This window comes from Nocardiopsis nanhaiensis (assembly GCF_054778635.1).
Map to the genome: position 1 here is coordinate 1 of NZ_BAAGZJ010000042.1, position 20,101 is coordinate 20,101.

Here is a 20,101-nt window from a genome sequence, read left to right on the forward strand (position 1 = left end):
AACCCGCCGTCGTAGCGGAGCGGGTCAAGGTGGAGCGCCGTTGACGCGCGAAGCGCTCGATGGCGACGACCTTGAGGCGCGCAGCGGAGACGGCCACAATCACGCGGCGGGAAAGGAGGGAACCCCACCCCGAAAGGCAACCCCAACCGCAGGAGAACACCCCACCCCCGCCTCTCCATCTCCACCGCCACTACAGAAGCTGTGGACATGGAGCTGGCATGGAGCCTGGCACTAAGCTGACACGGAGCTGCCACGGGGCGGGGACGGGGCACCATGTCCAGATACCGACTGTCGAGGGGCCGAATGCCGAGAACCCGAGGTCGAGGGGCCGACCGGGGCGCGCACGACAACGGCCCCGGCGGGACGGATGAACCGTCCGGCCGGGGCCGTTTGGGTGGTGCGTCATCAGGGACTCGAACCCCGGACCCGCTGATTAAGAGTCAGCTGCTCTGCCGACTGAGCTAATGACGCCCGATCACCGCCCGAACCCCCGGAATGCTTCCGGCTCGCTGCGGCAACGGAGATAACTCTACCGGAACTTCGGGGGAGCCTGAGCCATCTTCGGGCTGATGTGCGCCAGAACACCGGACTGGAAAAAGGCGCGCGCGACGCCATGCTGGGCGGACGCGGGAGCGGGGCGGGGGCGCGCACGACAACGGCCCCGGCGGGACGGATGAACCGTCCGGCCGGGGCCGTTTGGGTGGTGCGTCATCAGGGACTCGAACCCCGGACCCGCTGATTAAGAGTCAGCTGCTCTGCCGACTGAGCTAATGACGCCCGATCACCGCCCGAACCCCCGGAATGCTTCCGGCTCGCTGCGGCAACGGAGACAACTCTAGCAGGGCCGCGGGGTGGTCGCGAACCGGTTGTGGGGTCGCCCAGGGGTCGTCCCCGTCACATACCGAACGCCACCCGAAAGGGTCCTTGCGGCCTCCCGGATGGGGTTCATGCAACTTGTCCTATGAGAAGGCCATAACCAGTGCGACGATGATGCCGATGGCGAGGACGACACCGACACCAGCCAGCACTAGCGGCAGGATCGGGCGCCGCGGAGCCACCTCGGGCTCGGGGTTCTCGTCGACGAAACGGCGGAAGTGCTGCGTGGTTCCCGCCGGGTCCTGGTTGGGCTCGTTGTTCTGCGTCATGATCATGACACTAGCGACTCATCAGACCGCTGAGCACCCCCCAAAGCACATCTGGTCGATCTCACGACCGTCCATTGGCGGGACCGGAACCCGGATTTTCCGTTCGGTCCGTATTGTCGCTGTTCCAGGTGTGCGGTCGGTCTCCTCCCGGCTGAAAGCCGCACGTAAGAGCGGTGGCGGAGACTCAGCCCCGGTGGTCGGAGCCCGGTCGGTACTTCCCCGCGGCCGTGCCCGCCCCCAGGGGCCCGGCGCGCAGCACGGCGGCCATCCGGGCCGTGGGCGAGACGCCCTGCGCCGGGTCCACCCTCTCCACCAGCCGAACCAGCTCCGCCGCAGACCGGTCCGGGTGTGTGTCCAGCCAGGCCACCGCCATCCGCAGGGACAGTGGCAGGCAGCCCGCGAGTTCGGAGAGCCGGCGCAGCACATCCGGCGGGCAGCGGTCCGGGCCCAGGAGGGAACCCAGCAGCGAGACCGCATCCTCCTCGGACAGGGCGTCCAGCGGGAGGGCGCGCAGACCGTCCCGCACCAGGAGGTCGGTGAGCCAGTGGCGGCTCGTCACCACCGCCGCGCTTCCCGGACTGCCCGGCAGCAGCGGCCGCACCTGTCGGGCGGTAACGGCATTATCGAGCAGGAACAGCACCCTGCGCCCCGCCATCAGGGAGCGGGCCCGGGCGGCGGCCTCGTCGGGCTCGGCGGAACCGTCGTCCAGGTTCCCGGTGTCCACCGCGTCGGCGGACAGGGAGCGGACGAGACGGTTCAGCACCACGCCGGGTTCGCGCGGGCTGCCGTCCGCGCGGCGCAGGTTGACGTAGATCTGGCCGTCGGGGAAGTGCGTGGCAACCGAGTGCGCCCATCGCGCGGCCAGTGCGCTGCTGCCCGCCCCCGCCGGTCCCCGCACCAGGACGCTGCCGGGGGCCGGTGAGCAGGGATCGACGAGGCGGTCGAGTTCCGACATGGCTTCGGCACGGCCGACCAAGGCGCGGGGCGCCGCAGGCAGCTCGGCGGGGACCAGGGCCTCGGTCGGCCGGGGGCTCTCGCGGACGGCGCAGGGCCGGGTGTCGTGGTGGGCACGCTGCCGGGGGACGAGACCGCCCGGCCCGGTGACGAGCGGCCCGTGGCCGAGGCGGCTGTCCAGGTCACCGCGCAGGATGCCGTGGAAGGTCTCCTGGAGTTCAGCACCGGGGTCCGCGCCCAGGCGCTCGGACAGCACCGAGCGGGTCCGGGCATAGGCGCGCAGGGCTTCGCTCTGTCGACCGGAGCGGTAGAGGGCGATCATCTGGACCCGGATGAGGGGTTCGCGTTCCGGGTGTTCGGCGGCGATGCGTGCGACCCTGGCGGCGACCCGCTCGTGGTCGCCCTTGGCCAGCGCCGCCCCGAACCCCCGCTCCGCCACGCGGAGCAGCTCCTCGTCCAGCACCGCGACGTCCCGTTCGTGCAGGACGGGTGCGACGACGTCGCCCAGGACCGGCCCGCACCAGAGGCCCAGCGCCCGGGAGAGGTGGTCGGCGTGGGTGTCGAGGTCCCCCCGCGCCGCGGCGTGGTCGGCGGCACGGACCAGCCCGCGGAAATGCAGGAGGTCGGACCGGTGCTCTTCGAGGTCGATCCGGTAGCCTCCGTCGGCGCCCTGGATGAGCGGATGTCCCACCTGCTGCTCGAGGAGGGCCCGCGCCCGTGCCACATGGACCTGGAGTGCGCCGCGGGCGGCCTGCCCGCCGGTCTCCCAGACCCGCTCGATGAGGGCGTCGGTGTGGACCGCCTTCCCTGCGTTCAGGAGGAGTGTGGCGAGCAGCGCGCGCCGCCGGTCACCGCGCAAGCGGAGGGGTACGCCGTCGACCTGGACGGTGAAGTGGCCCAGGAGGCAGACGTAGAGGCCCTGGGAGGGGGGTGCGGCGGTCGCCTCGCCCCGTGATTCCTGCGGGTCGAACAGCGACACAGCTCCATCCCCTCTGTGAGGCGGGCACCGGTTCGTCGGGTGGGACGGCGCCGCCCCGCCTTCAAGAGTGCCGCTTGAGCTGGGATCCCGCAATCAGAACGGGGGTACTTGCCGCGCAGGCCGTCCCTTGAAATCCTTGAATCTCCCGGTTTTTCCTGTCGGTGCGTTGACTCTGCACCACGACCGAAAGAAACTTTCCTCCATGGCGCAAATCCCGAAGCCGTCTGGTGACCGCACGGACCGGGGTGACGGCCCTCCGTCACCGGTCCCCACAACGGTTCTCCGGATCAGATCGCTACTCCCCTCACTCGCCCCCGCCGAACAGCGGGTCGCCCAACGGGTCGTCGACGACCCCGAACGAGCCGCTGCCTCCTCCATCACCCAGCTCGCCAAGGACTGTGCGACGTCCGAGGCCACCGTCATCCGGTTCTGCCGCACCATCGACTTCAGCGGATACCGCGAACTGCGCCTGGCCCTGGCCACCGAGGCAGGTCAGGCCAGGGGCGCGCGGACCAACACCCCCGAGCTGGCCAGCGACATCAACCCGGACGACACCCTCGTCACCGTCGTCCAGAAGATCGCCTACACCGATGCGCGCGCCGTGGAGGAGACCGGCGCGGCTTTGGACGTCGAGGTCCTGCACACGGTCATCGGCGCCATGGCCAACGCGCGCAGAATCGACGTGTACGGGGTGGGCGCGAGCGCGTTCGTCGGCGCCGACCTGCAACAGAAGCTGCACCGGATCGGCCTGGCGTCGTTCGCGTGGTCGGACGCGCACGTGATGCTGACCAGCGCGGCACTGTTGGAAAAGGGCGACGTCGCGATCGGTATCTCGCACAGCGGCACGACCATCGACACCGTGCAGGCGCTGTCCGAGGCGGGACGGCGGGGCGCGGAAACCGTGGCGATCACCAACTATCCCCGTTCGTCCATCGGCTTCGCCGACCACGTGCTCACCACCGCGGCGCGGGAGACCATGTTCCGTTCCGGGGCCACGGCCTCGCGGCTGGCCCAGCTCACGGTCGTGGACTGCCTGTTCGTGGGGCTGGCGCAGATCCGCTACACAGACAGCAAGACCGCCTTGGAGACCACCTACGAGGCGGTTCGGGGGCTGCGGCTCAACGACGACCGCAGACGCAGACGGAGCGACCCCGCACGGAGCACCACCGACAGTGACAACGGAAACCACGACTGACCCGCTATGCGCGTCGGCACCGTGGTCCGCTGGGCAACGGCCCGGCGCGACCGGACGGAAGGACGAGCACGGTTGCGGACCGAACAGGAGCAGGAGAGCGCAGTGCGCGGCGGCAGGGAACAGGCCCCCGAAGGCCCGGAGAACGGTGAGGCCGTGATCGTGCGGGCGCCCACCGAGGCCCGTAACTCGGGCACGTACGACATCGACCTGCTTCCGGCGCTGGACATCCTGCGCCAGATCAACGCTGAGGACACCACGGTCGCGGCGGCCGTGAACGCGGTACTGCCGGAGCTGGCCCGTGCGGTGGAGCTGGGCGTGGCCGCCTTGGAAAAGGGTGCGCCCATCCACTACTTCGGTGCGGGCACATCGGGCCGGATCGCGGCCCAGGACGCCGCTGAGCTTCCGCCTACCTACGGCGTCCCCGCCGAGTGGGTGGTGGCCCACCACGCGGGCGGCGGCGACGCGCTCGTGCGGGCCGTGGAGGGGATCGAGGACGACTGGGAGTCCGGCCGAACGGACGCGGCCGCGCTACCCGCGGGGTCACTGGCGGTCGGCCTCGCCGCGAGCGGGCGGACCCCGTACGTGGGCGGGGCGTTGGAGGCGGCCCGTGAGTGTTCGGCCAGCACGGTGCTCATCAGCGCGAACCCCGACGCTCCGCTGGCGCAGAGTGCCGATGTGCACGTGGGGGTGGCGACCGGGGCCGAGGTGATCGCCGGATCGACCCGCATGAAGGCGGGCACGGCCCAGAAGCTGCTGCTGAACGCGTTCTCCACGGCGGTGATGGTGCGCATGGGGCGGACCTACTCGAACCTGATGGTGGGCGTGGACGCCACCAACGGCAAGCTGCGCGGACGGGTGGTGACGATTCTGGTCGAGGCCACCGGTCTGGACGAGGAAGAGTGCGCGGAGGCGCTGACCGCGGCGGACGGCGACACCCGGGTCGCTCTGGTCTCGCTGTTGGCCGAGGTGGACGCCGGACGGGCCGCGCGGGCCCTGGAGAAGGGCCGGGGCCGGGTTCGGGTGGCCCTGAACGAACTGGGGCTGCCCGGTGAAGGGCCGGAAAGCGCCTGAGGGAGCCTTGGGCCGGTTCCCCACCCGTGGGAACCGGCCTGTGGGAACCGGTCCCGCGCTATTCGTCGAGGATCGCCCCGATCAGGCCGATCGGCGGCGAACCCAGTTCCAGCAGGGCGCGGTGGAAGCGCGGCAGAGTGAACTCACTCCCCCACCGTTCCCGGGCGCGCTCGCGCAGCGCCAGGATCTCGAGCTTGCCCCACGTGTACCTTCCGTAGGTGGGGTCGAAGGTCGCCCGCCGGGCCTCGGACAGCGCCGACGGTCCCTGCAGCGGGGTGTCTTCGGAGAACCTTTCCGCCGCTGCCCCGACCGTCATCGTCCCGGTGTGCATACCGATGGCCACGGACAGCCGGGTGACGCGGATCAGTGCCTCCAGCCAGACACCGATCTCGTAGTGGTCGGCCGTCCACTCGGGATCCCCGAGCCGCGCGGCGGCGTACTCGCCGAAGCCCTCCTCCAGGCACATCTCCTCGGCGTAGTGCGCCCAGCCTTCGGCGAAGGTCATGGACTCCAGGGCCCGCCGCACCGGGCTGGCGACCCGGCGAAGCGCGCGTCCGTGTGAGTAGTGGCCGGGCGCCGCCTCGTGGACGCTCACCGCGGGCAGGGTGGTGTGGCTGAACATCTCCAGCCATTCCTCGGCCTCCGCCTCGGACAGCTTCGGGTCGGGCGGAGTGATGTAGTAGAAGGACGGGGTGTCCCGCTCCCACGGCCCGGACCAGACCATCATCGCGGTGGCCCAGCGCATGGCGGGCGGCGGCACGTCGACTCGGCACTCCCCGTCGCTGTAGGGCGCGAGCTGACGCTCCTCGGTGAAGTCGACGGCGATCCGGGTCCACGTTCGGGCGGCTTCGAGGACCCCGTCGGTGTCGGGGTGCCGACGGGTGAGTTCGCGGCTGAACTCCATGGGGTCGCGTCCCGGGGCCAGCCGCTCGGTGGCCTCGGCCAGGTTGGCCCGCAACCGGTCCCGCTCGGTTTCGGCCCGTGCGGCCAGGTCGTCGAGGTCGACCTCCATGGCCTCGCCGATGCCCATCAGCCCGCGGAGCACCTCGGCGCCCAGCTTCGCGCTCTCCGGACCGCTCTCCGCTGCCCTCTCCACGTGCGCGACCAAGCGGGCGTGCGCTTCGAGGGCGTCCCGCCGCACGTCCTCGGGCAGGTCGTCCGGCAACCCTTCCGCCACCCCGACGACCGCGCCGAGGAGGGAGGCCGCGACCGGTGCGGGGATCCGGTCCAGTGCGGCCAGCGCGTTGTCGACCAGAGCCGGCCAGAGCTTCAGGTGCTCGATCCGGGCGGCGGCGCGCTCCGCCTTGGGCGCGTAATCGCGCTCGTAGCCGGAGACGTCCATCTGACCCGCGTGGTAGAGCGGGTTCGAGCGGTACAGCTCCAACTCCTCGAACTCGTAACGCAACGCGCTCTCGAAGGCGGAGAGGTGGGCCTCGTCGTGCGCGTCGTCCAGGGGTCGGCCCCCGATCCGGAGGAGCCCGTCGCGCACACCCTCCGGGGAGAGGTCAGCGGCCTTACCGTCGTACTCGTGCATCCCCGAACTCTCACGCATGGACCCGGGCAGGAGGTCTGCGAGGACCCGCAGTCGCGCGGGGAGTTCGTCATGGTGTGGCTGTGCAGGCATGCGGCGACTCTAACCGGCCCGGCCCGACCCTCCGGTCGACCGGCCCGGTAATACGATGGCCCGACTGCCCGCGGTCCGGGACGTTGTCCGCGTCCCGCCCCAGCGAACAGAGGACTCTCGTGATCCCCGCACCCACACGCCACCTGCGCACTTCCTGGTCGTCCGACCCCTTCGCCCTGGGCTCCTACTCCTACCTCCCGCCGAACCCGCTGGGTACCGCCGTCCGCGGTCACCTCGCCGCTCCCGTCGGACGGCTGCACTTCGCCGGCGAGGCGACGTCCGACGAGGCCCCCGCGACCACTGCGGGCGCCCTCCTCAGCGGCCGGCGGGCCGCAGCCGAGGTGCTCCGGACTGCGGGGCAGGGGCAGACCGTCACCGTGGTCGGTGCCGGGTTCGCCGGACTGGCCTGCGCGCGGGCGCTCGCGGACGCGGGTCTGCGGGTCACCGTCCTCGAGGGTCGCCAGCGCACCGGCGGCCGCGTGTGGACCGAGCGGGTCGACGGCATGGCCGCGGACATGGGCGCCTCCTGGATCCACAAACACGAGGGCAACCCGATCACAGAGCTCCTCCAGGCGAGCGGCGGGCGCCGGATCCGCTTCGGCTACGACGAGGTCTTCGGCCAGGACGACGGCGCCTACGAGGAGCTGGAACAGTACACCGAGCGCATGGACCTCGTGCCCGACCCCGACTCCACACCCATCTCAGCGGTGTTCCCCGACAACCCCTCCGCGCGGCTGCTCAACGCCGCCAACGCGGTCTACACCCAGGAGTACGGCGCGGAGCCCCACCAACTCTCGATCACCGCCGACAACGAGGGCGTGGGCGGGCACGGTGACGACCTCCTGCTCCCTGACGGCTACGACCAGCTGGTCGAACAGGCCCGCGGCGGGGTACCGGTACGCCTCGGTGCGGTGGTAACCGCCGTCGAGCACGGCGCCGAGGAGACGATCGCGCGCCTGGCGGACGGAGAGGCGGTTCGGGGCGAGTACTGCGTGGTCACGCTGCCCTTGGGGGTGCTCAAAGCCGGCTCCGTCACCTTCCACCCGGAACTGCCGAGTGAGAAGCGGGCGGCCGTCGAGACGCTGGGCATGGGCCTGTTGGACAAACTGTGGCTGTGGTTCCCCAGCGTCTTCTGGGACCGGGAGGCGCACCTCCTCGAATGGTCCGACCCCGACACCCCCGGCCTGTGGTCCTGGTGGGTGAACGGCCACAAGGCCTTCGGGCAACCGGTCCTGCTCGGCTTCAACGGCGGCGACCACGCGCACCGGCTCGCCGGATACAGCGACCAGGAGGTCGTCGACAGCGCCATGGACGCCCTCCGCCGCATGCACGCCTGAACCCCGGATCGCGGGGAACTCCCGTCCCACCCCGGTCGTCTCCCCCTGTGTGACGACCTCGGACCCCGCCCCCGGCCAGACGCCCGACGACGTTTCCGACGACCGGCCCCGCGGCACTGCCCGCCGTCGGCGCCGACTCGTCCTGTTCGCCGCGGCCACCCTGGTGCTGTTGTGCGCGCCCTTCGTGTGGATCCTGACCGCCACCAGCGAACAGCGCCACGCTGCGGACGAGGTGCCCGACCGGCCCGTGGCCATCGTCCTGGGCGCGGGTGTGCGCCCCGACGGCCTGCCCAGCTACATCCTGGCCCAGCGCTTGGACCTGGCGGTCGAGCTGTACGAGGCGGGCAGTGTCCAGGCGGTCCTGGTGACCGGCGACAACGGTGCCGATCACTACAACGAGACCGACACCATGCACGACTACGTCGTGGCGGCGGGGGTGCCCGAGGACCGGGTGGTCGGCGACTATGCGGGGTTCTCCACCTGGGACTCGTGCGCCCGGGCCAGCGAGATCTTCGGGGTGACCGAGGCGACGGTCCTCACCCAGGAGTTCCACCTTCCCCGCGCGGTGCGCCTGTGCCAGGCCGCGGGGATCGACACGGTGGGCGTAGGCGGCTCCAGCCTGGAGGAACGCGGGTTCGCCACGGTCTACGGGTGGGCCAGGGAGGTCCCCGCCGCGGTGGCGGCACTGCGCACGGTGCTCTTCCAGCCCGACCCGACCCTGCTCGGCGACTACGAGAGCGGCGTGGACGACGCCCTGGCCGGGGCTGCCGAGGACTCCTCAGACCCGGACGGTTCCGGGGAGCCGCGCGACAGCTGACCGGCCAGGGCCGGGACACCTACCGGCCGCCGAACAGGCGGCCGAGGAGACCGGTGGGAACATGCTGCTGGGGCTCCGCGAACTGCTGGGGCTGCGGGGCGGCGGCCTCCGACTCCTCCTCGGCCTCCGGCTCGGGCTCGACGCCGACCAGGGCGCAGAACTCCTCGGCGTTGTCCGGAAGCGACCAGGCGCTGAGCGTCGAGGTGAACTCCTCGTCCTCCCATGCCGAGGCGGGCAGCTCCGCGATGGCCCACAGGACCTTCAGGGTCTCCTCGTCGTAGTCGGCCTGGGCGTGCTCTTCGGCCGAGTACCCCTTGCTGCGGGGGCCGAGGACGATCTCCAGGCCGACCCCGGTGACCAGGGCGCGCGAGTCGTCCTCCCCCTTGATGAGGCCGGGCAGGATGTCCAGGCGCAGGCGGCGGGCGCGGTCACCGGCGCGTCCCAGCGCCAGGAAGCCCAGGACCTGCGGGGAACGGCTGCCGCAGTGCGGCCACGACTCGTTGAACAGGCCTTCGTAGCCCACGGACGTGCCGCCGCCGCGGCCGATCCGGCGCAGACCCTCGCGCGGGGTGTTCTCGCCGTGGATCAGGACCGCGGCGACCGAGGCGGCGAAGGAGTTGTAGAGGTTGCCGCCGGCCATCTGGTGGGTGAGGCCGATGGTGGTGTCGACGTCACTGGGGTCGGCGACCAGTCCGAGGGCGAACAGTTCGGCGGGCAGCGGATCACCGTTGTCCGTCGCCTGGTTCATCGCCTCGCGCATGGTGGTGGGTGCCTTGGGCGCGGGGCGCAGGTCCTTGGCGAGAAGCATCTGGGAGGCGCCGGTGATCTCGGCGGCGATGCGCTCGGCGTCCGCGGTCAGGAAGCCCAGCAGGTAGCTGACCCACTCCCCCGCGCGGTCCAGGCCGCCCCGGTTGGCGCCGCCCTTGAGCAGGGTGAGGAGGTCGGGAACCCGGGCGATCACCGCCTCGTAGGTGTCCAGCTCGGCTTGGATCAGCTCGGCGCCGTCGTCGGACTCCATGACGGCGAGGCGGTTGCGCATCCGGAGGTACTGCTGCTCGTCTGGCGCCTCCTCCAACCAGGTGCGGTACTGCGCCCGGACCTTCTCCGCGTCGTTCGCGCCGACCCAGGCCACTTCGTCGCGCCACTGGCCGAGGTCGCGCTGCTGTGGGAAGCGGTCCTCCGCGTGCGCGCTGACCAGCTCGAGCAGGAGGCTGAGCGGACGCCAGCGGTCGGACGGCGGGGTCTCCTCCGCGGTCGCGATGTCGATCAAGCGGCCAGCGGCCTTGGGCGCCGCCCGGTGGCCCGGCGCGGGGAAGTGGATGATGTCGTGGAGGTCGGACACGGCACTGTCACTGGACGCGACCTGTTCGAGCAGCTGAGGGATGCGGTCCCCGCCTTCGGGGGCCAGAGCTGCCCAGTCCACGTTCTCCGTGTTGTCTTTGTCTTCGTTTCCCGTCGCGTTCATGGGGCGATTATCCCCGCTATGCGCCGCTGCGCGAATCGGCCTCCGGGCCGTCCTTGTCACGGGCCCGCCGGGAACGGTCAGGGCTCCTGTGGGTCCCTCGGGTCGGGGCGGCCGTCCTGGGCAGGAGCAGGCCGCAGGAGGGCGTCGCGCAGTGCTTTGGCGGCGGCCGGGACCTCCCGTGCGTAGCCGATCGCGGTGGACCGGCGGCGGGCGCCGAGGCTGTGGTCGCCCACACCCACGGCGTCGATGCCCGCGGCGCGGGCCAGGGCGATGGTCCGGGGCAGGTGGAAGGACTGCGTGACCATGACCGCCGCGTCCACCCCGTAGAATCCCCGGACCCGCACACAGGTGTCCCAGGTGCGGAAGCCGTACGGGTCCGCCTCGACCAGGCCTGCGGGGACGCCGTGCTCCACGAGGTAGTCGGTCATCGTGTCGGTCTCACGGCGGGAGACCTCGCGGTTGTCACCGGAGACGACGACGCGCTCGACCTTTCCCGCCGCTACCAGCTCCACGGCCAGGTCCAAGCGGCGGGCGAGCAGCGGGGAGGGGCCGTCGCGCCAGGCGGCAGCGCCGAGCACCACCGCTGCGGGCCGGGATGCGACGGAGTCGACGGTTCCGCGGCGGCCCGCACTGGCGAGGCGGGTCCAGGTATAGGGTCCTGCCGCCAAGGCGCACACACCCGCTCCGATCACCGCGATCCAGATTCCCAAAGCCCCGTGTCCTCCCGCTTTCTCGCACGGCCCCTGCGGCGTGCCCCACCATCATGGCGTACGGCGGAGGCAGGCGGGTCGGCCCTCCGCTCCCCTGCGCGGGGCGGGAGGGGTGGTGCCCCGTGGGCCCGGGCACCGGTACGCGTACGGGCCCGGCGCCGGTACCTCAGCCGAAGATGCCGGCCCAGCCGCCGGACTTCTTGTGGCGCACCCGGAGGCTGCCGCCCTGGCAGGCACCGGTGATGACGAAGTGGGGGGCGTTGGCCTTGCGGATGGAGTCGATGTCGGAGCGCAGCGTGCCGAACCAGGAGGCGTCGACATCGACCTCGGCGGTGGCGTCCTCCGGCAGGATCAGGTCGGCGCCGCCCCAGGAGGTGTCCACCCACACCTCGATCACGGGGGTGGTGAGCCGGGCCTGGCGGAAGTCGAGCCTGGTGCTGCCGAAGCGGGCGTCGACCTCGACGCGGTGGGGGACGGTCCACTCCCCCCTGCGGACCACGGGGCTGCCTTTGGCCTTGATGACCAGGGGCTGGCCACCCGCGACGGGGTTGTGGGGCACAGGTGAGACCGTGCCGCGCCCGCCCGCGGCCCCGGAGGCCGAGCCTCCGAACCCTCCGGCGCCGGCGGGAAGGTCGGCCACGATGGGTTCCAGGTCCGCGTAGGTCTTGGCCGCGTAGACGGCGGTGAGGCGGTCGTCGAGTTCGTCGAGGTCGAGGCGTCCCTCGCCCGCCGCCTCACGCAGGATCTCGGCGACCTGGTCACGCTCGGTGTCCGAGATGCGCATCCGGCTCATGTCATTGGGGGCCACGTGCTCGTCCCGCTCCTTCCGCCCTGTTTGTCACACCCACGTTAGAGCATGCGGGGTGGCTCACACAGCGGCTGGGAGAGGGAAGACGAAGGTTGCCGAAGCTGTCGCGCTTTGGACGGGAGGGGGACTGGGTAACGCTTCTCTAGGGTGGTTGAGGACTCTGCCGGGGTAGGACGGACCCCGGCAGAGTCCTGAACCACGCGTGTACCTCCCCCAGGTAGGTACACGATCCCCCAATGCCCAACGCCCTGCACAGAGCGTGTCCACATCCGGCCAGAACGTCAGCCCGGCGCGGACTGGGTTTCGGTCTCACCCGACCCATCTCCCAAGTTCGCCCCCGGCTCCCCAGCAACCCCGGTCGAACCACTCGAACCAGGGGGATGGCTGCCAGTTCCCCCACTTTCGGTCGGATACCTAAACCATGTTTCGGACCTTGGGCGTCGGGACAGAACCGCAGGTCGCGCAGCTACCGCCCCCGCCGCACGAAAAACGCGGGAAACCTCTTCGAACACCCCTCCGGAAAGACCGCTTCGAGCTGCATAGACACAGCTCGAAACACAACCAGGCCACCTGTCGGCAATCGCCCCCTGAGCTGCGTTTGCCCAAATTCCGCCGGGAGCATGTTTCCAGTGCAAGCGAAGCCCAGCCGGCTTCCCCGAACACGACACCATCCGCTCCGACCACCCACGGAAAAGCCGCCATCAGGTCGAAGACCGGAGGAACCCACGACGTGTCCGCCCTCGCGATCGCCCCGACGTTTCTCAGCGACTTCACCCGCCTCACGCCCGACGTCCAGCTCGACACCCTGGCCGTGATGCGCGCCTACCAAGCCGGTGACCACACCGGGCTGGAGGCCGTCGCGGGCGCCGCCGACCCCCGGGTCCGGGTCGTCAGCATCGCCCCCGACTGGTCCGGCGTCGTCGTCCCCAGCCCCGAAGCCGACCCCGATCAGGACGGGGAGACCGGTACCGGGGAGAACAGTGCCGAGGATCCGCCCTACCGTCTGCTCACCGTGCGGCCGCACGCCGAAGCCGTTCGCTACGCCCAGAACCTGCGTCCGGACACCCTGACCGACATCTTGGCCGGACCACTGGCCGGGGCGGGCCACGGCCACGCCGACCCCACACCCGCCGGGCCGCCCGAACTCGCCGGCGCGCTCAACTCGCCCTTCGCCCAGTGGCAGATCACCCTGCACCCGGACCAGTACCGAGTGGTCGAAGCGCACTTCAACGGCTCCGTCCAGGTCACCGGCGGCCCCGGCACCGGCAAGACCGTGATGGCCCTCTACCGGGCCGCACACCTGGCCGAGCTGGACGCCGCGGCCCACCCCGAGGACACCGCCGAGTCCGTCCTCCTCACCACCTTCAACCGCGGCCTGGCCCAGTCCCTGGCCGACCGCCTCGACCAGCTGCTACCCGACCCCGGCACGCGCTCCCGGGTCCGGGTGGCCACCATCGACAGCCTCGCCAGGTCGGTCGTCCAGGCGCACTCCAGCATGGCCCCGCGCATGGCGGGCAAGGACGAGCTGGCCCAGCGCTGGCGCGCGGTCGCCCTCGCCGACGGCCTGCCCTTCTCCGGGCGCTTCCTCGTCGACGAATGGGAACAGGTGATCCTGGCCAAGGGCCTGGACATGCTGCCCGACTACATCCGGTGCGAGCGCAGCGGCCGCGTCCAACACCTGGCGCCCGAACACCGGCGACAGGTGTGGGAGACGGTTCGGCGCTACGTGGGCGCGATGCGGGTGGAGGGCCTGTGGTCCTATCCGCAGCTGGCCGGTGAGGCGGCCCGTCTGCTGTCGCGCTCCGGCCCGCGGTACCGGCACGTCGTGGTCGACGAGGCCCAGGACCTGCACCCGGCGCAGTGGCGGATGCTGCGTGCTGCCGTACCGGAGGGCCCCGACGACCTGTTCATCGTGGGCGACCCGCACCAGCGGGTGTCCGACAACCGGGTGTCCCTGGCTTCGCTGGGCATCAACGTGCGCGGCCGGGGCCACCGGCTGCGGGTGAGTTACCGGGTGACCCAGGAGATCCTGGACTGGAGTATGCCGATCCTGGGGCGGCGGGCCGCTCTGGGGATGGACGACGATGCCGACACCCTGGCGGGATTCCGTTCGCTGCTGCGCGGTCCGGTACCGGTCGTGCGCGGCTGTGACAGCCGCGCCGAGGAGCTCACCGCGCTGGGCGAGTGGGTTCGGGTGTGGTTGGAGGCCGGGGTGAACCCGAGAGAGATCGCGGTCGCCGGACGCAACCACTGGGTGGTGCGCGGCCTCGCGAAGGAGTTGGAGGCGCGCGGTGTGGCCACCACGCCGTTGGAGGGTGCCGGTGGCACCTCGGCGGTCCGGGTCGGCACGATGCACCGGATGAAGGGACAGGAGTTCCGCTGTGTGGCGTTGGTCGGGGTGAGCGACCACCTGCTCCCGCCCAAGGCGGCCCTTGAGGCGGCCGACGGCGACCAGGTGGCGCTGGAGCACGCCTACCAGCAGGAGCGGACGCTGTTGTTCGTAGCCTGCACCCGCGCCCGGGACGCGCTGTACGTCTCACACGTGGGTCGGCCGAGCCGCCTGATCGCGGAGCGCTGACCGCAGCAGTGCCGCCTCCTTAGGGCTGGGCACGGCAACGGGGGCGCCGCTGGGTGTGCGGCGCCCCCGTCCGGTGTCTCTGTGCCCTCCCCTCGGGTTCGCCGGGGAGGGCGGGAAAGCGCTAAGCGCCCCCGTTGTGCTGGGCGTTGAGGTTCGGGATGGTCATGGACTCGGTGGAGCCGAGCGGGCTGCTCACGTCGACGTCGGTCACGATCATGAACGGGAGCAGGAGCGGGGGCGGGAAGTCCGGGGTGAAGGTCAGCGGGATACCCAGGATCCGCACGTGCATGCGGGTGACATGGAGCTCCACGTCACCGGTCATGTTCATGGTGGGCAGTTGGAGGGACATCCGGGATCCGGCGTCCTCGAACCACAGTTCACCGCCGCTGAGATCGCTGCTGCTCATGGTGAGCCGGATGTAGCGCTCAGGGCCGTCCGTCGTCGGGCACTCCACCACGCCCTCGTAGCGGGCTCCGCGCATCGTGAGCCGGTCCGCGGTGAGACCGGACTCCCGTACCGAACCGGTGAAGCAGTTGTAGTCGGAGTCGACCGGGACGTCCGGCAGTTCGCCTTCCTCCTCGGCGTCCTGACAAGCCAGGACCGCGGCGAGGAACTCCTCCTCGTCCTCGATCTGGGCGGCGTCGCCGATGCGGTACTCGCACTCCTCGAGGCTCTCCAGATCGTCCTCGTCGACGCTCTCCTCGTCCTCTTCCCCCTCGTCGTCCTCGTCGTCTTCCTCTTCGTCACCCTCGTCCGGGTCGGTCTCGTCCGGATCGGTCTCGCCCGGGTCGGTGTCGTCGGAGGCATCGTCAGAGGGTTCCTCGGACGGCGCCTCCTCCGACTGCTCCTCGTCATCGCCGGGCCGGAACCAGTCCCAGGGCCAGCCCAGGGCGGGGGCGGGTGCCGAGGCGATGGTGACGACCGCCGCGAGCGGCAGGGCAAGGACGGCGAGGGGCCGTGGCCCCCTGCGCGGGTCCTTGACGGGCTCGCCCTGGTCGGCCTCGCCCCTGTCGGCCCCGGATCCGTCGGCGTCGGCGGGTGCCTCTGTGCGGGTGCCGGGGCCGTCCCCGGCGGAGGTGTCGCTGTCCTTCTCCTCAGCGTCCTCGGTGGCTTCGGCGGTCTCGGACGTGTCCGGCGCCGTCGCCCTGCGGCGCTTTCGTGAGCGCCGCTGGACGTTGGGCGCCCACGCGAAGACGAGCGAGCCGCCGACGATGCCGAGCAGCATCCCGATGGCGAACCCGCCGAAGTTGGAGGTCACGAACGACACCAGCGCGAGCATGATCCCGACGATGCCGAAGAACACGTGTTGTGCGGGCTGGAACCAGCTCAGCACGCCGAGGGTGATCAGCAGGACCGCGATCAGGGTGCCGGACACCCCGGCGATACCCGCGTAGATGATCAGGTCGATCGGCAGAATCAGGCTCTGCGCGGCCGGAGCGACCAGCAGCTCGATTCCGGCAACGATGAGGAGGAAGCCGCCCCAGAACGGACGGGTCCGACGCCAGTTGCGGAACCGTCCCCATCCCGAGCGGGCCGAGGTCAGTGCGTGGGCCATGGGATCAGAAGCACTCGTGGTTGCCCGGCCTGATCGCCAGGTTCAGTCCGGACAGGCGCAGGGAGCCCGAGGTGACCGCCCAAGAGGTCAGCTCCTTGTCGGTCACAGTGATGGAGTCGGACTGAAGACCGAAACCACCCTCGGGACCCTGACCGTTTTCCGCCTTGTCCAGGGTGCTGGCGTCGCGGCCGATCTCGATGTCGCTGAAGGCGGCGTCACCCTGGAGCTGCTCGATGTCGATGACCATGTTGGTGCCCTCGACCGGGGAGTTCTCACCGGCGTTGATCACGAGGGTGGCCTCACCGATGGGCAGGTCCCAGAGGGAGGACATGCACAGGTTGTCGAGTTCGGCACTGTCGATGGTGGAGAGGCCCACCGCTCGACTGGATCCGTCCACGGAGTCGGCGACATCGCCGTACTGCGTGAACCCCTGCCCCTCAAGGCGGTCAGCGGACATCTTGAAGCTGTCGCCGGAGACCGCGAAGGAGGCCGCGAGAAGGCCCTGCGTGGTCATGCCGCCGAGAACCGCGGCCGCCACGAATCCTGGAACCGCGACGAGGGCGAACTTGCGCCAGCGTGTTCCACCACTGCCTTCGTGCTGCTCAGGCGCATCCTGAGACGCCGCGGGCACCTCATCGGAAGCCTTGGGCATGTGTACCTCCAGTGTTCCGTCGCCGGGGGCGACGAGGGGGGGAACGAAACTTGCGCCGACGCACGCCACGCGTGTTACATGGAACACACCTTACTCGGCGGTAGTGTCGAACATTACAATATGAAATGTCACATTTCTAGATGGCGCATTCATCGTTGCGGACTCGTATCCGGCGCATTACGGGCAACCGCTTCTGACCTGGAGAGAGAGCCTCACCATGGCCCCTGAGCGCACAAGAGACACCGCCGCCGACAGAGCCAGCACCTCCCCCGGCCAAGCCGGGAGCTCACCCGACCAGGACGGATTCGACTACGACGTCCTGGTTGTGGGTTCCGGCTTCGGCGGTTCGGTCAGCGCCCTTCGCCTCACCGAGAAGGGGTACCGCGTCGGCGTCCTCGAAGCTGGCCGACGATTCACGCCCGAAACCCTGCCGTCATCCTCCTGGGACGTCAAGAACTTCCTCTGGGCCCCGCAGGCGGGCATGTACGGCATCCAGCGCATCCACCTGCTCCGCGACGTCATGATCCTGGCCGGGGCGGGCGTCGGCGGCGGCTCCCTCAACTACGCGAACACGCTCTACCACCCGATGGACGCGTTCTTCGAGGACCAGCAGTGGAAGCACATCACCGACTGGAAGTCGGAGCTCGCCCCCTTCTACGACCAGGCCCACCGCATGCTCGGTGTGCGCACCAACCCCACCGTCACCCCCTCCGACGTCCACCTGAGGGCGGTCGCCGAGGACATGGGCGTCGGGGACACCTTCCGGTTGACTCCGGTCGGCGTGTGCTTCGGTGACGGCGCCGACGGCGACGGCAGCAAGGCCCCGCCCGGGCAATCCGTCGGCGACCCCTACTTCGGCGGCGCGGGCCCCGACCGCAAGGCCTGCACGGAGTGCGGCGAGTGCATGACCGGTTGCCGACACGGCGCCAAGAACACCCTCACCGAGAACTACCTGTACTTCGCGGAGCGTGGCGGCGCCGACGTACACCCCCTGACCACGGTCGAGCGGCTGCGGGAACTGCCCGAGGCCAAGGGCGGCGGTTTCGCGGTCGACACCCTCCGGACCGACGCCCCCCGGCGCAAGGCGAACGCCCGCACGTTCACCGCGCGCGAGGTCGTGGTCGCGGCGGGGACCTACAACACCCAGAGCCTGCTGCACCGGATGCGCGACAACGGGATGCTCCCCCGACTGTCCGCTCAGCTGGGCACGCTCACCCGCACCAACTCCGAGGCCCTCGTCGGCGCGATGAGCAAGCAGGTCCCACCGCCCGAGGACCTCACCCACGGTGTGGCGATCACGTCCTCCATCCACCCCAACGACAACACGCACATCGAACCGGTCCGGTACGGCAAGGGTTCCAACGCGATGGGCCTGCTCACCGCGATCCAAGTACCGGGCGGCGGGCGGATCCCCCGGTGGCTGCGCTTCCTCGGCCTGGCCGCGCGGCACCCGTACGTGTTCATGCGCAGCTTCTCGAACCGGCGCTGGTCCGAGCGGATCATCATCGGTCTGGTCATGCAGTCCCTGGACAACTCCCTGACCACCTCGGTCAAGCGGGGGCTGTTCGGCGGGAAGAAGCTCACGTCCCGCCAGGGCCACGGCGAGCCCAACCCCACCTGGATCCCCGAGGGCCAGGAGGCGGCCACCCGCCTCGCCGAACGGATCGACGGTTACCCGGGCGGAACGGTCGGCGACATCTTCAACATCCCGATGACCGCGCACTTCCTGGGCGGCTGCCCGATCGGCGACAGCGCCGAGAACGGTGTGATCGACCCCTACCACCGGCTGTACGGCCATCCCGGGCTGCACGTGGTGGACGGCTCCGCAGTCACCGCGAACCTGGGGGTCAACCCGTCCCTGACCATCACGGCACAGGCCGAGCGTGCGATGTCCCTGTGGCCGAACAAGGGCGAGCAGGACAGCCGCCCGGCGCAGGGGGAGGCGTACCAGCGCGTCACCCCGGTCTTTCCCCAGCACCCGGCGGTCCCGCGCGGCGCCTTCGCCGAACTGCGCTTCACGAAGTCCCTGCCGCTGTCGGTGGTCGATCCCACGGCCCCGTCCGGAGACGCGGTCGTCGAGCAGGTCGAGGAGAAGGCCGCGGAAGTCGACCAGGCCAAGCATGAGGCGGAGACCACCACGGACGAGCCGAAGGCCTAGGTGCTCTGACCTCAGAGAGGTGAGGAGCAGCCCGACCACACAGGGCCCGGACGACCGTACCTGCGCGTCCGGGCCCTTGGGTCGCTGTCAGGGGGCTCTGGAAGTTCGTGGCTGCTGGCCTTGGATGCTGAGGGTCTCCGGGGCTGGGGGTTGGGGCTGGGTCAGAGGTCTCGGGTTCAGGAGGGGTTCGGGAGACCGTCCGCGTCCTGGCCTCCGGCGCTGCGGGCCGCTTGCTCCTCGGCCTTCAGGTGCTCCATGGCTTCGGCGAAGTGGTCGCCCATGACGTTGGTGAGGTGGTGCGCCATCTCCTGGGCCAGGACGGCGTCCACGGCCTGCTGGGCCAGTGGGCGCACGCGCCGGATCAGTTGGGCGATTTCGTCGACGTCCTCGGCACGTATCACGGTGCCCGGGGCGTGCTCGTGGATGATGTGGTCGGAGACCAAGCGAACCATGTGCTCGGAGACGTCGCCGACCTTGGCGCGGAGGTTCTCCGCTATGTCGAGCACCGAGCTCACACTCATCCCGAGCTTGACCAGCTCGGCCCCGGCGTGCAGCAGACGGGGGCTGGGAACGCGGAAGCGCAGGCCGTCCCGCTCCAGTATGCGGAGTTCGAGGGAGCGCTTTATCGTCCTCGGGGTGACCCCCTTGCCGAACAACTCCCTCAGCTCGCCGAGGCTGATGTAGTCGGCGATCTCATCGCTCCAGGCGTCCCCGACAGCCGACTCGAAGCCGAGGATCTCCGACAGGTCGCCGCCGCGCTCCCACACCTGGAACATCTCGCCGATGTTGGCGAACGTGTAGCCCCTGCGCAGTAGCTGGCCGATCAGCCGCAGACGCGCCAGATGCGCCTCGGAGTAGATGCCCACCCGGCCTTGGCGCCGGGGCGGGGCGAGAAGCCCCCGGTCCTGATAGACCCGGACGTTGCGCACCGTCGTGTCGGCGAGCCGGGCGAGTTCGTCAATGCGGTATTCGGCCATGGCACCAGCCTAGAGACCCGTAAGAGTCGTACTCATCAGTAAATCGTGCCTCTCTGTGCAGTTGAACCATGTCAAC

Annotated in this window: 15 protein-coding genes and 2 tRNA genes; 6 read left to right on the forward strand and 11 right to left on the reverse strand. The window is 70.5% G+C overall.

The window, feature by feature from the left end:
• Positions 1-395 precede the first annotated feature (395 nt).
• The 4 genes from ACYVD1_RS19925 to ACYVD1_RS19940 all read right to left on the reverse strand — a co-directional run bounded on the left by ACYVD1_RS19925 (position 396) and on the right by ACYVD1_RS19940 (position 3,078).
• Positions 396-471 (reverse strand) — tRNA-Lys (locus tag ACYVD1_RS19925).
• A gap of 230 nt (positions 472-701) precedes the next feature.
• A tRNA-Lys gene (locus ACYVD1_RS19930) sits at positions 702-777 on the reverse strand.
• Positions 778-959: 182 nt separating this feature from the next.
• Complete coding sequence (locus ACYVD1_RS19935; protein ID WP_460762268.1) at positions 960-1,145, reverse strand: hypothetical protein; 186 nt, start codon at positions 1,143-1,145, stop codon at positions 960-962.
• A 184-nt stretch (positions 1,146-1,329) separates the two neighbouring features.
• Complete coding sequence (locus ACYVD1_RS19940; protein WP_460762271.1) at positions 1,330-3,078, reverse strand: AfsR/SARP family transcriptional regulator; 1,749 nt, start codon at positions 3,076-3,078, stop codon at positions 1,330-1,332.
• Positions 3,079-3,280: 202 nt separating this feature from the next.
• Here ACYVD1_RS19940 and ACYVD1_RS19945 point away from each other — a divergent pair, with 202 nt between their 5' ends.
• A complete protein-coding gene (locus ACYVD1_RS19945; protein ID WP_460762275.1) occupies positions 3,281-4,273 on the forward strand; it encodes a MurR/RpiR family transcriptional regulator in 993 nt (330 codons plus the stop codon).
• A 72-nt stretch (positions 4,274-4,345) separates the two neighbouring features.
• The gene (locus tag ACYVD1_RS19950) at positions 4,346-5,344 is read left to right on the forward strand and encodes an N-acetylmuramic acid 6-phosphate etherase (protein ID WP_460762279.1); all 999 of its coding nucleotides are present in this window, start codon (positions 4,346-4,348) and stop codon (positions 5,342-5,344) included.
• A gap of 58 nt (positions 5,345-5,402) precedes the next feature.
• Here the strand turns inward: ACYVD1_RS19950 and ACYVD1_RS19955 are convergent, their stop codons facing one another.
• Positions 5,403-6,968, reverse strand: a complete 1,566-nt coding sequence (locus tag ACYVD1_RS19955; RefSeq protein WP_460762282.1) for a DUF885 family protein — start codon at positions 6,966-6,968, stop codon at positions 5,403-5,405.
• Positions 6,969-7,087: 119 nt separating this feature from the next.
• On the opposite strand from ACYVD1_RS19955, the gene ACYVD1_RS19960 reads away from it, so the two are divergent.
• Positions 7,088-8,305 carry a flavin monoamine oxidase family protein gene (locus ACYVD1_RS19960; RefSeq protein WP_460762286.1) on the forward strand — a complete coding sequence of 406 codons (1,218 nt, stop codon included), beginning with the start codon at positions 7,088-7,090 and terminating at the stop codon, positions 8,303-8,305.
• A gap of 49 nt (positions 8,306-8,354) precedes the next feature.
• Positions 8,355-9,122, forward strand: a complete 768-nt coding sequence (locus ACYVD1_RS19965; RefSeq protein WP_460762291.1) for a SanA/YdcF family protein — start codon at positions 8,355-8,357, stop codon at positions 9,120-9,122.
• Positions 9,123-9,141: 19 nt separating this feature from the next.
• On the opposite strand, the gene ACYVD1_RS19970 is transcribed toward ACYVD1_RS19965, so the two are convergent.
• The 3 genes from ACYVD1_RS19970 to ACYVD1_RS19980 form a co-directional block, all read right to left on the reverse strand.
• Positions 9,142-10,587, reverse strand: coding sequence for a hypothetical protein (locus ACYVD1_RS19970; RefSeq protein WP_460762294.1), 1,446 nt, complete (start codon positions 10,585-10,587; stop codon positions 9,142-9,144).
• Between the two features lie 77 nt (positions 10,588-10,664).
• Entirely contained in the window at positions 10,665-11,297 is a 633-nt protein-coding gene (locus ACYVD1_RS19975) for a SanA/YdcF family protein (protein ID WP_460774950.1), read from the reverse strand.
• A gap of 166 nt (positions 11,298-11,463) precedes the next feature.
• A complete protein-coding gene (locus ACYVD1_RS19980) occupies positions 11,464-12,105 on the reverse strand; it encodes a DUF1707 SHOCT-like domain-containing protein (RefSeq protein ID WP_460762302.1) in 642 nt (213 codons plus the stop codon).
• A gap of 730 nt (positions 12,106-12,835) precedes the next feature.
• Here ACYVD1_RS19980 and ACYVD1_RS19985 point away from each other — a divergent pair.
• On the forward strand, positions 12,836-14,683 hold the full coding sequence (locus ACYVD1_RS19985) for a UvrD-helicase domain-containing protein (protein ID WP_460774952.1): 1,848 nt from the start codon (positions 12,836-12,838) through the stop codon (positions 14,681-14,683).
• Positions 14,684-14,804: 121 nt separating this feature from the next.
• On the opposite strand, the gene ACYVD1_RS19990 is transcribed toward ACYVD1_RS19985, so the two are convergent.
• Positions 14,805-16,238, reverse strand: a complete 1,434-nt coding sequence (locus ACYVD1_RS19990) for a DUF6114 domain-containing protein (RefSeq protein WP_460774954.1) — start codon at positions 16,236-16,238, stop codon at positions 14,805-14,807.
• A gap of 4 nt (positions 16,239-16,242) precedes the next feature.
• A complete protein-coding gene (locus ACYVD1_RS19995; protein WP_460774957.1) occupies positions 16,243-16,890 on the reverse strand; it encodes a DUF6230 family protein in 648 nt (215 codons plus the stop codon).
• 217 nt (positions 16,891-17,107) lie between these two features.
• Between ACYVD1_RS19995 and ACYVD1_RS20000 the strand changes: the two genes are divergently transcribed.
• Positions 17,108-19,048 carry a GMC oxidoreductase gene (locus ACYVD1_RS20000; RefSeq protein ID WP_460774959.1) on the forward strand — a complete coding sequence of 647 codons (1,941 nt, stop codon included), beginning with the start codon at positions 17,108-17,110 and terminating at the stop codon, positions 19,046-19,048.
• Between the two features lie 176 nt (positions 19,049-19,224).
• On the opposite strand, the gene ACYVD1_RS20005 is transcribed toward ACYVD1_RS20000, so the two are convergent.
• Positions 19,225-20,025: a MerR family transcriptional regulator gene (locus ACYVD1_RS20005; protein ID WP_460774962.1), complete on the reverse strand. Its 801-nt coding sequence runs from the start codon at positions 20,023-20,025 to the stop codon at positions 19,225-19,227.
• Positions 20,026-20,101 lie beyond the last annotated feature (76 nt).

Excerpts from the sequence above, each read along its gene's own strand:
- ACYVD1_RS19935 (WP_460762268.1), bottom strand. The coding sequence starts at position 1,145 with ATGACGCAGAACAACGAGCCCAACCAGGACCCGGCGGGAACCACGCAG.
- ACYVD1_RS19945 (WP_460762275.1), top strand. The coding sequence starts at position 3,281 with ATGGCGCAAATCCCGAAGCCGTCTGGTGACCGCACGGACCGGGGTGAC.
- ACYVD1_RS19955 (WP_460762282.1), bottom strand. The coding sequence starts at position 6,968 with ATGCCTGCACAGCCACACCATGACGAACTCCCCGCGCGACTGCGGGTC.
- ACYVD1_RS19970 (WP_460762294.1), bottom strand. The coding sequence starts at position 10,587 with ATGAACGCGACGGGAAACGAAGACAAAGACAACACGGAGAACGTGGAC.
- ACYVD1_RS19990 (WP_460774954.1), bottom strand. The coding sequence starts at position 16,238 with ATGGCCCACGCACTGACCTCGGCCCGCTCGGGATGGGGACGGTTCCGC.
- ACYVD1_RS19995 (WP_460774957.1), bottom strand. The coding sequence starts at position 16,890 with ATGCCCAAGGCTTCCGATGAGGTGCCCGCGGCGTCTCAGGATGCGCCT.
- ACYVD1_RS20000 (WP_460774959.1), top strand. The coding sequence starts at position 17,108 with ATGGCCCCTGAGCGCACAAGAGACACCGCCGCCGACAGAGCCAGCACC.
- ACYVD1_RS20005 (WP_460774962.1), bottom strand. The coding sequence starts at position 20,025 with ATGGCCGAATACCGCATTGACGAACTCGCCCGGCTCGCCGACACGACG.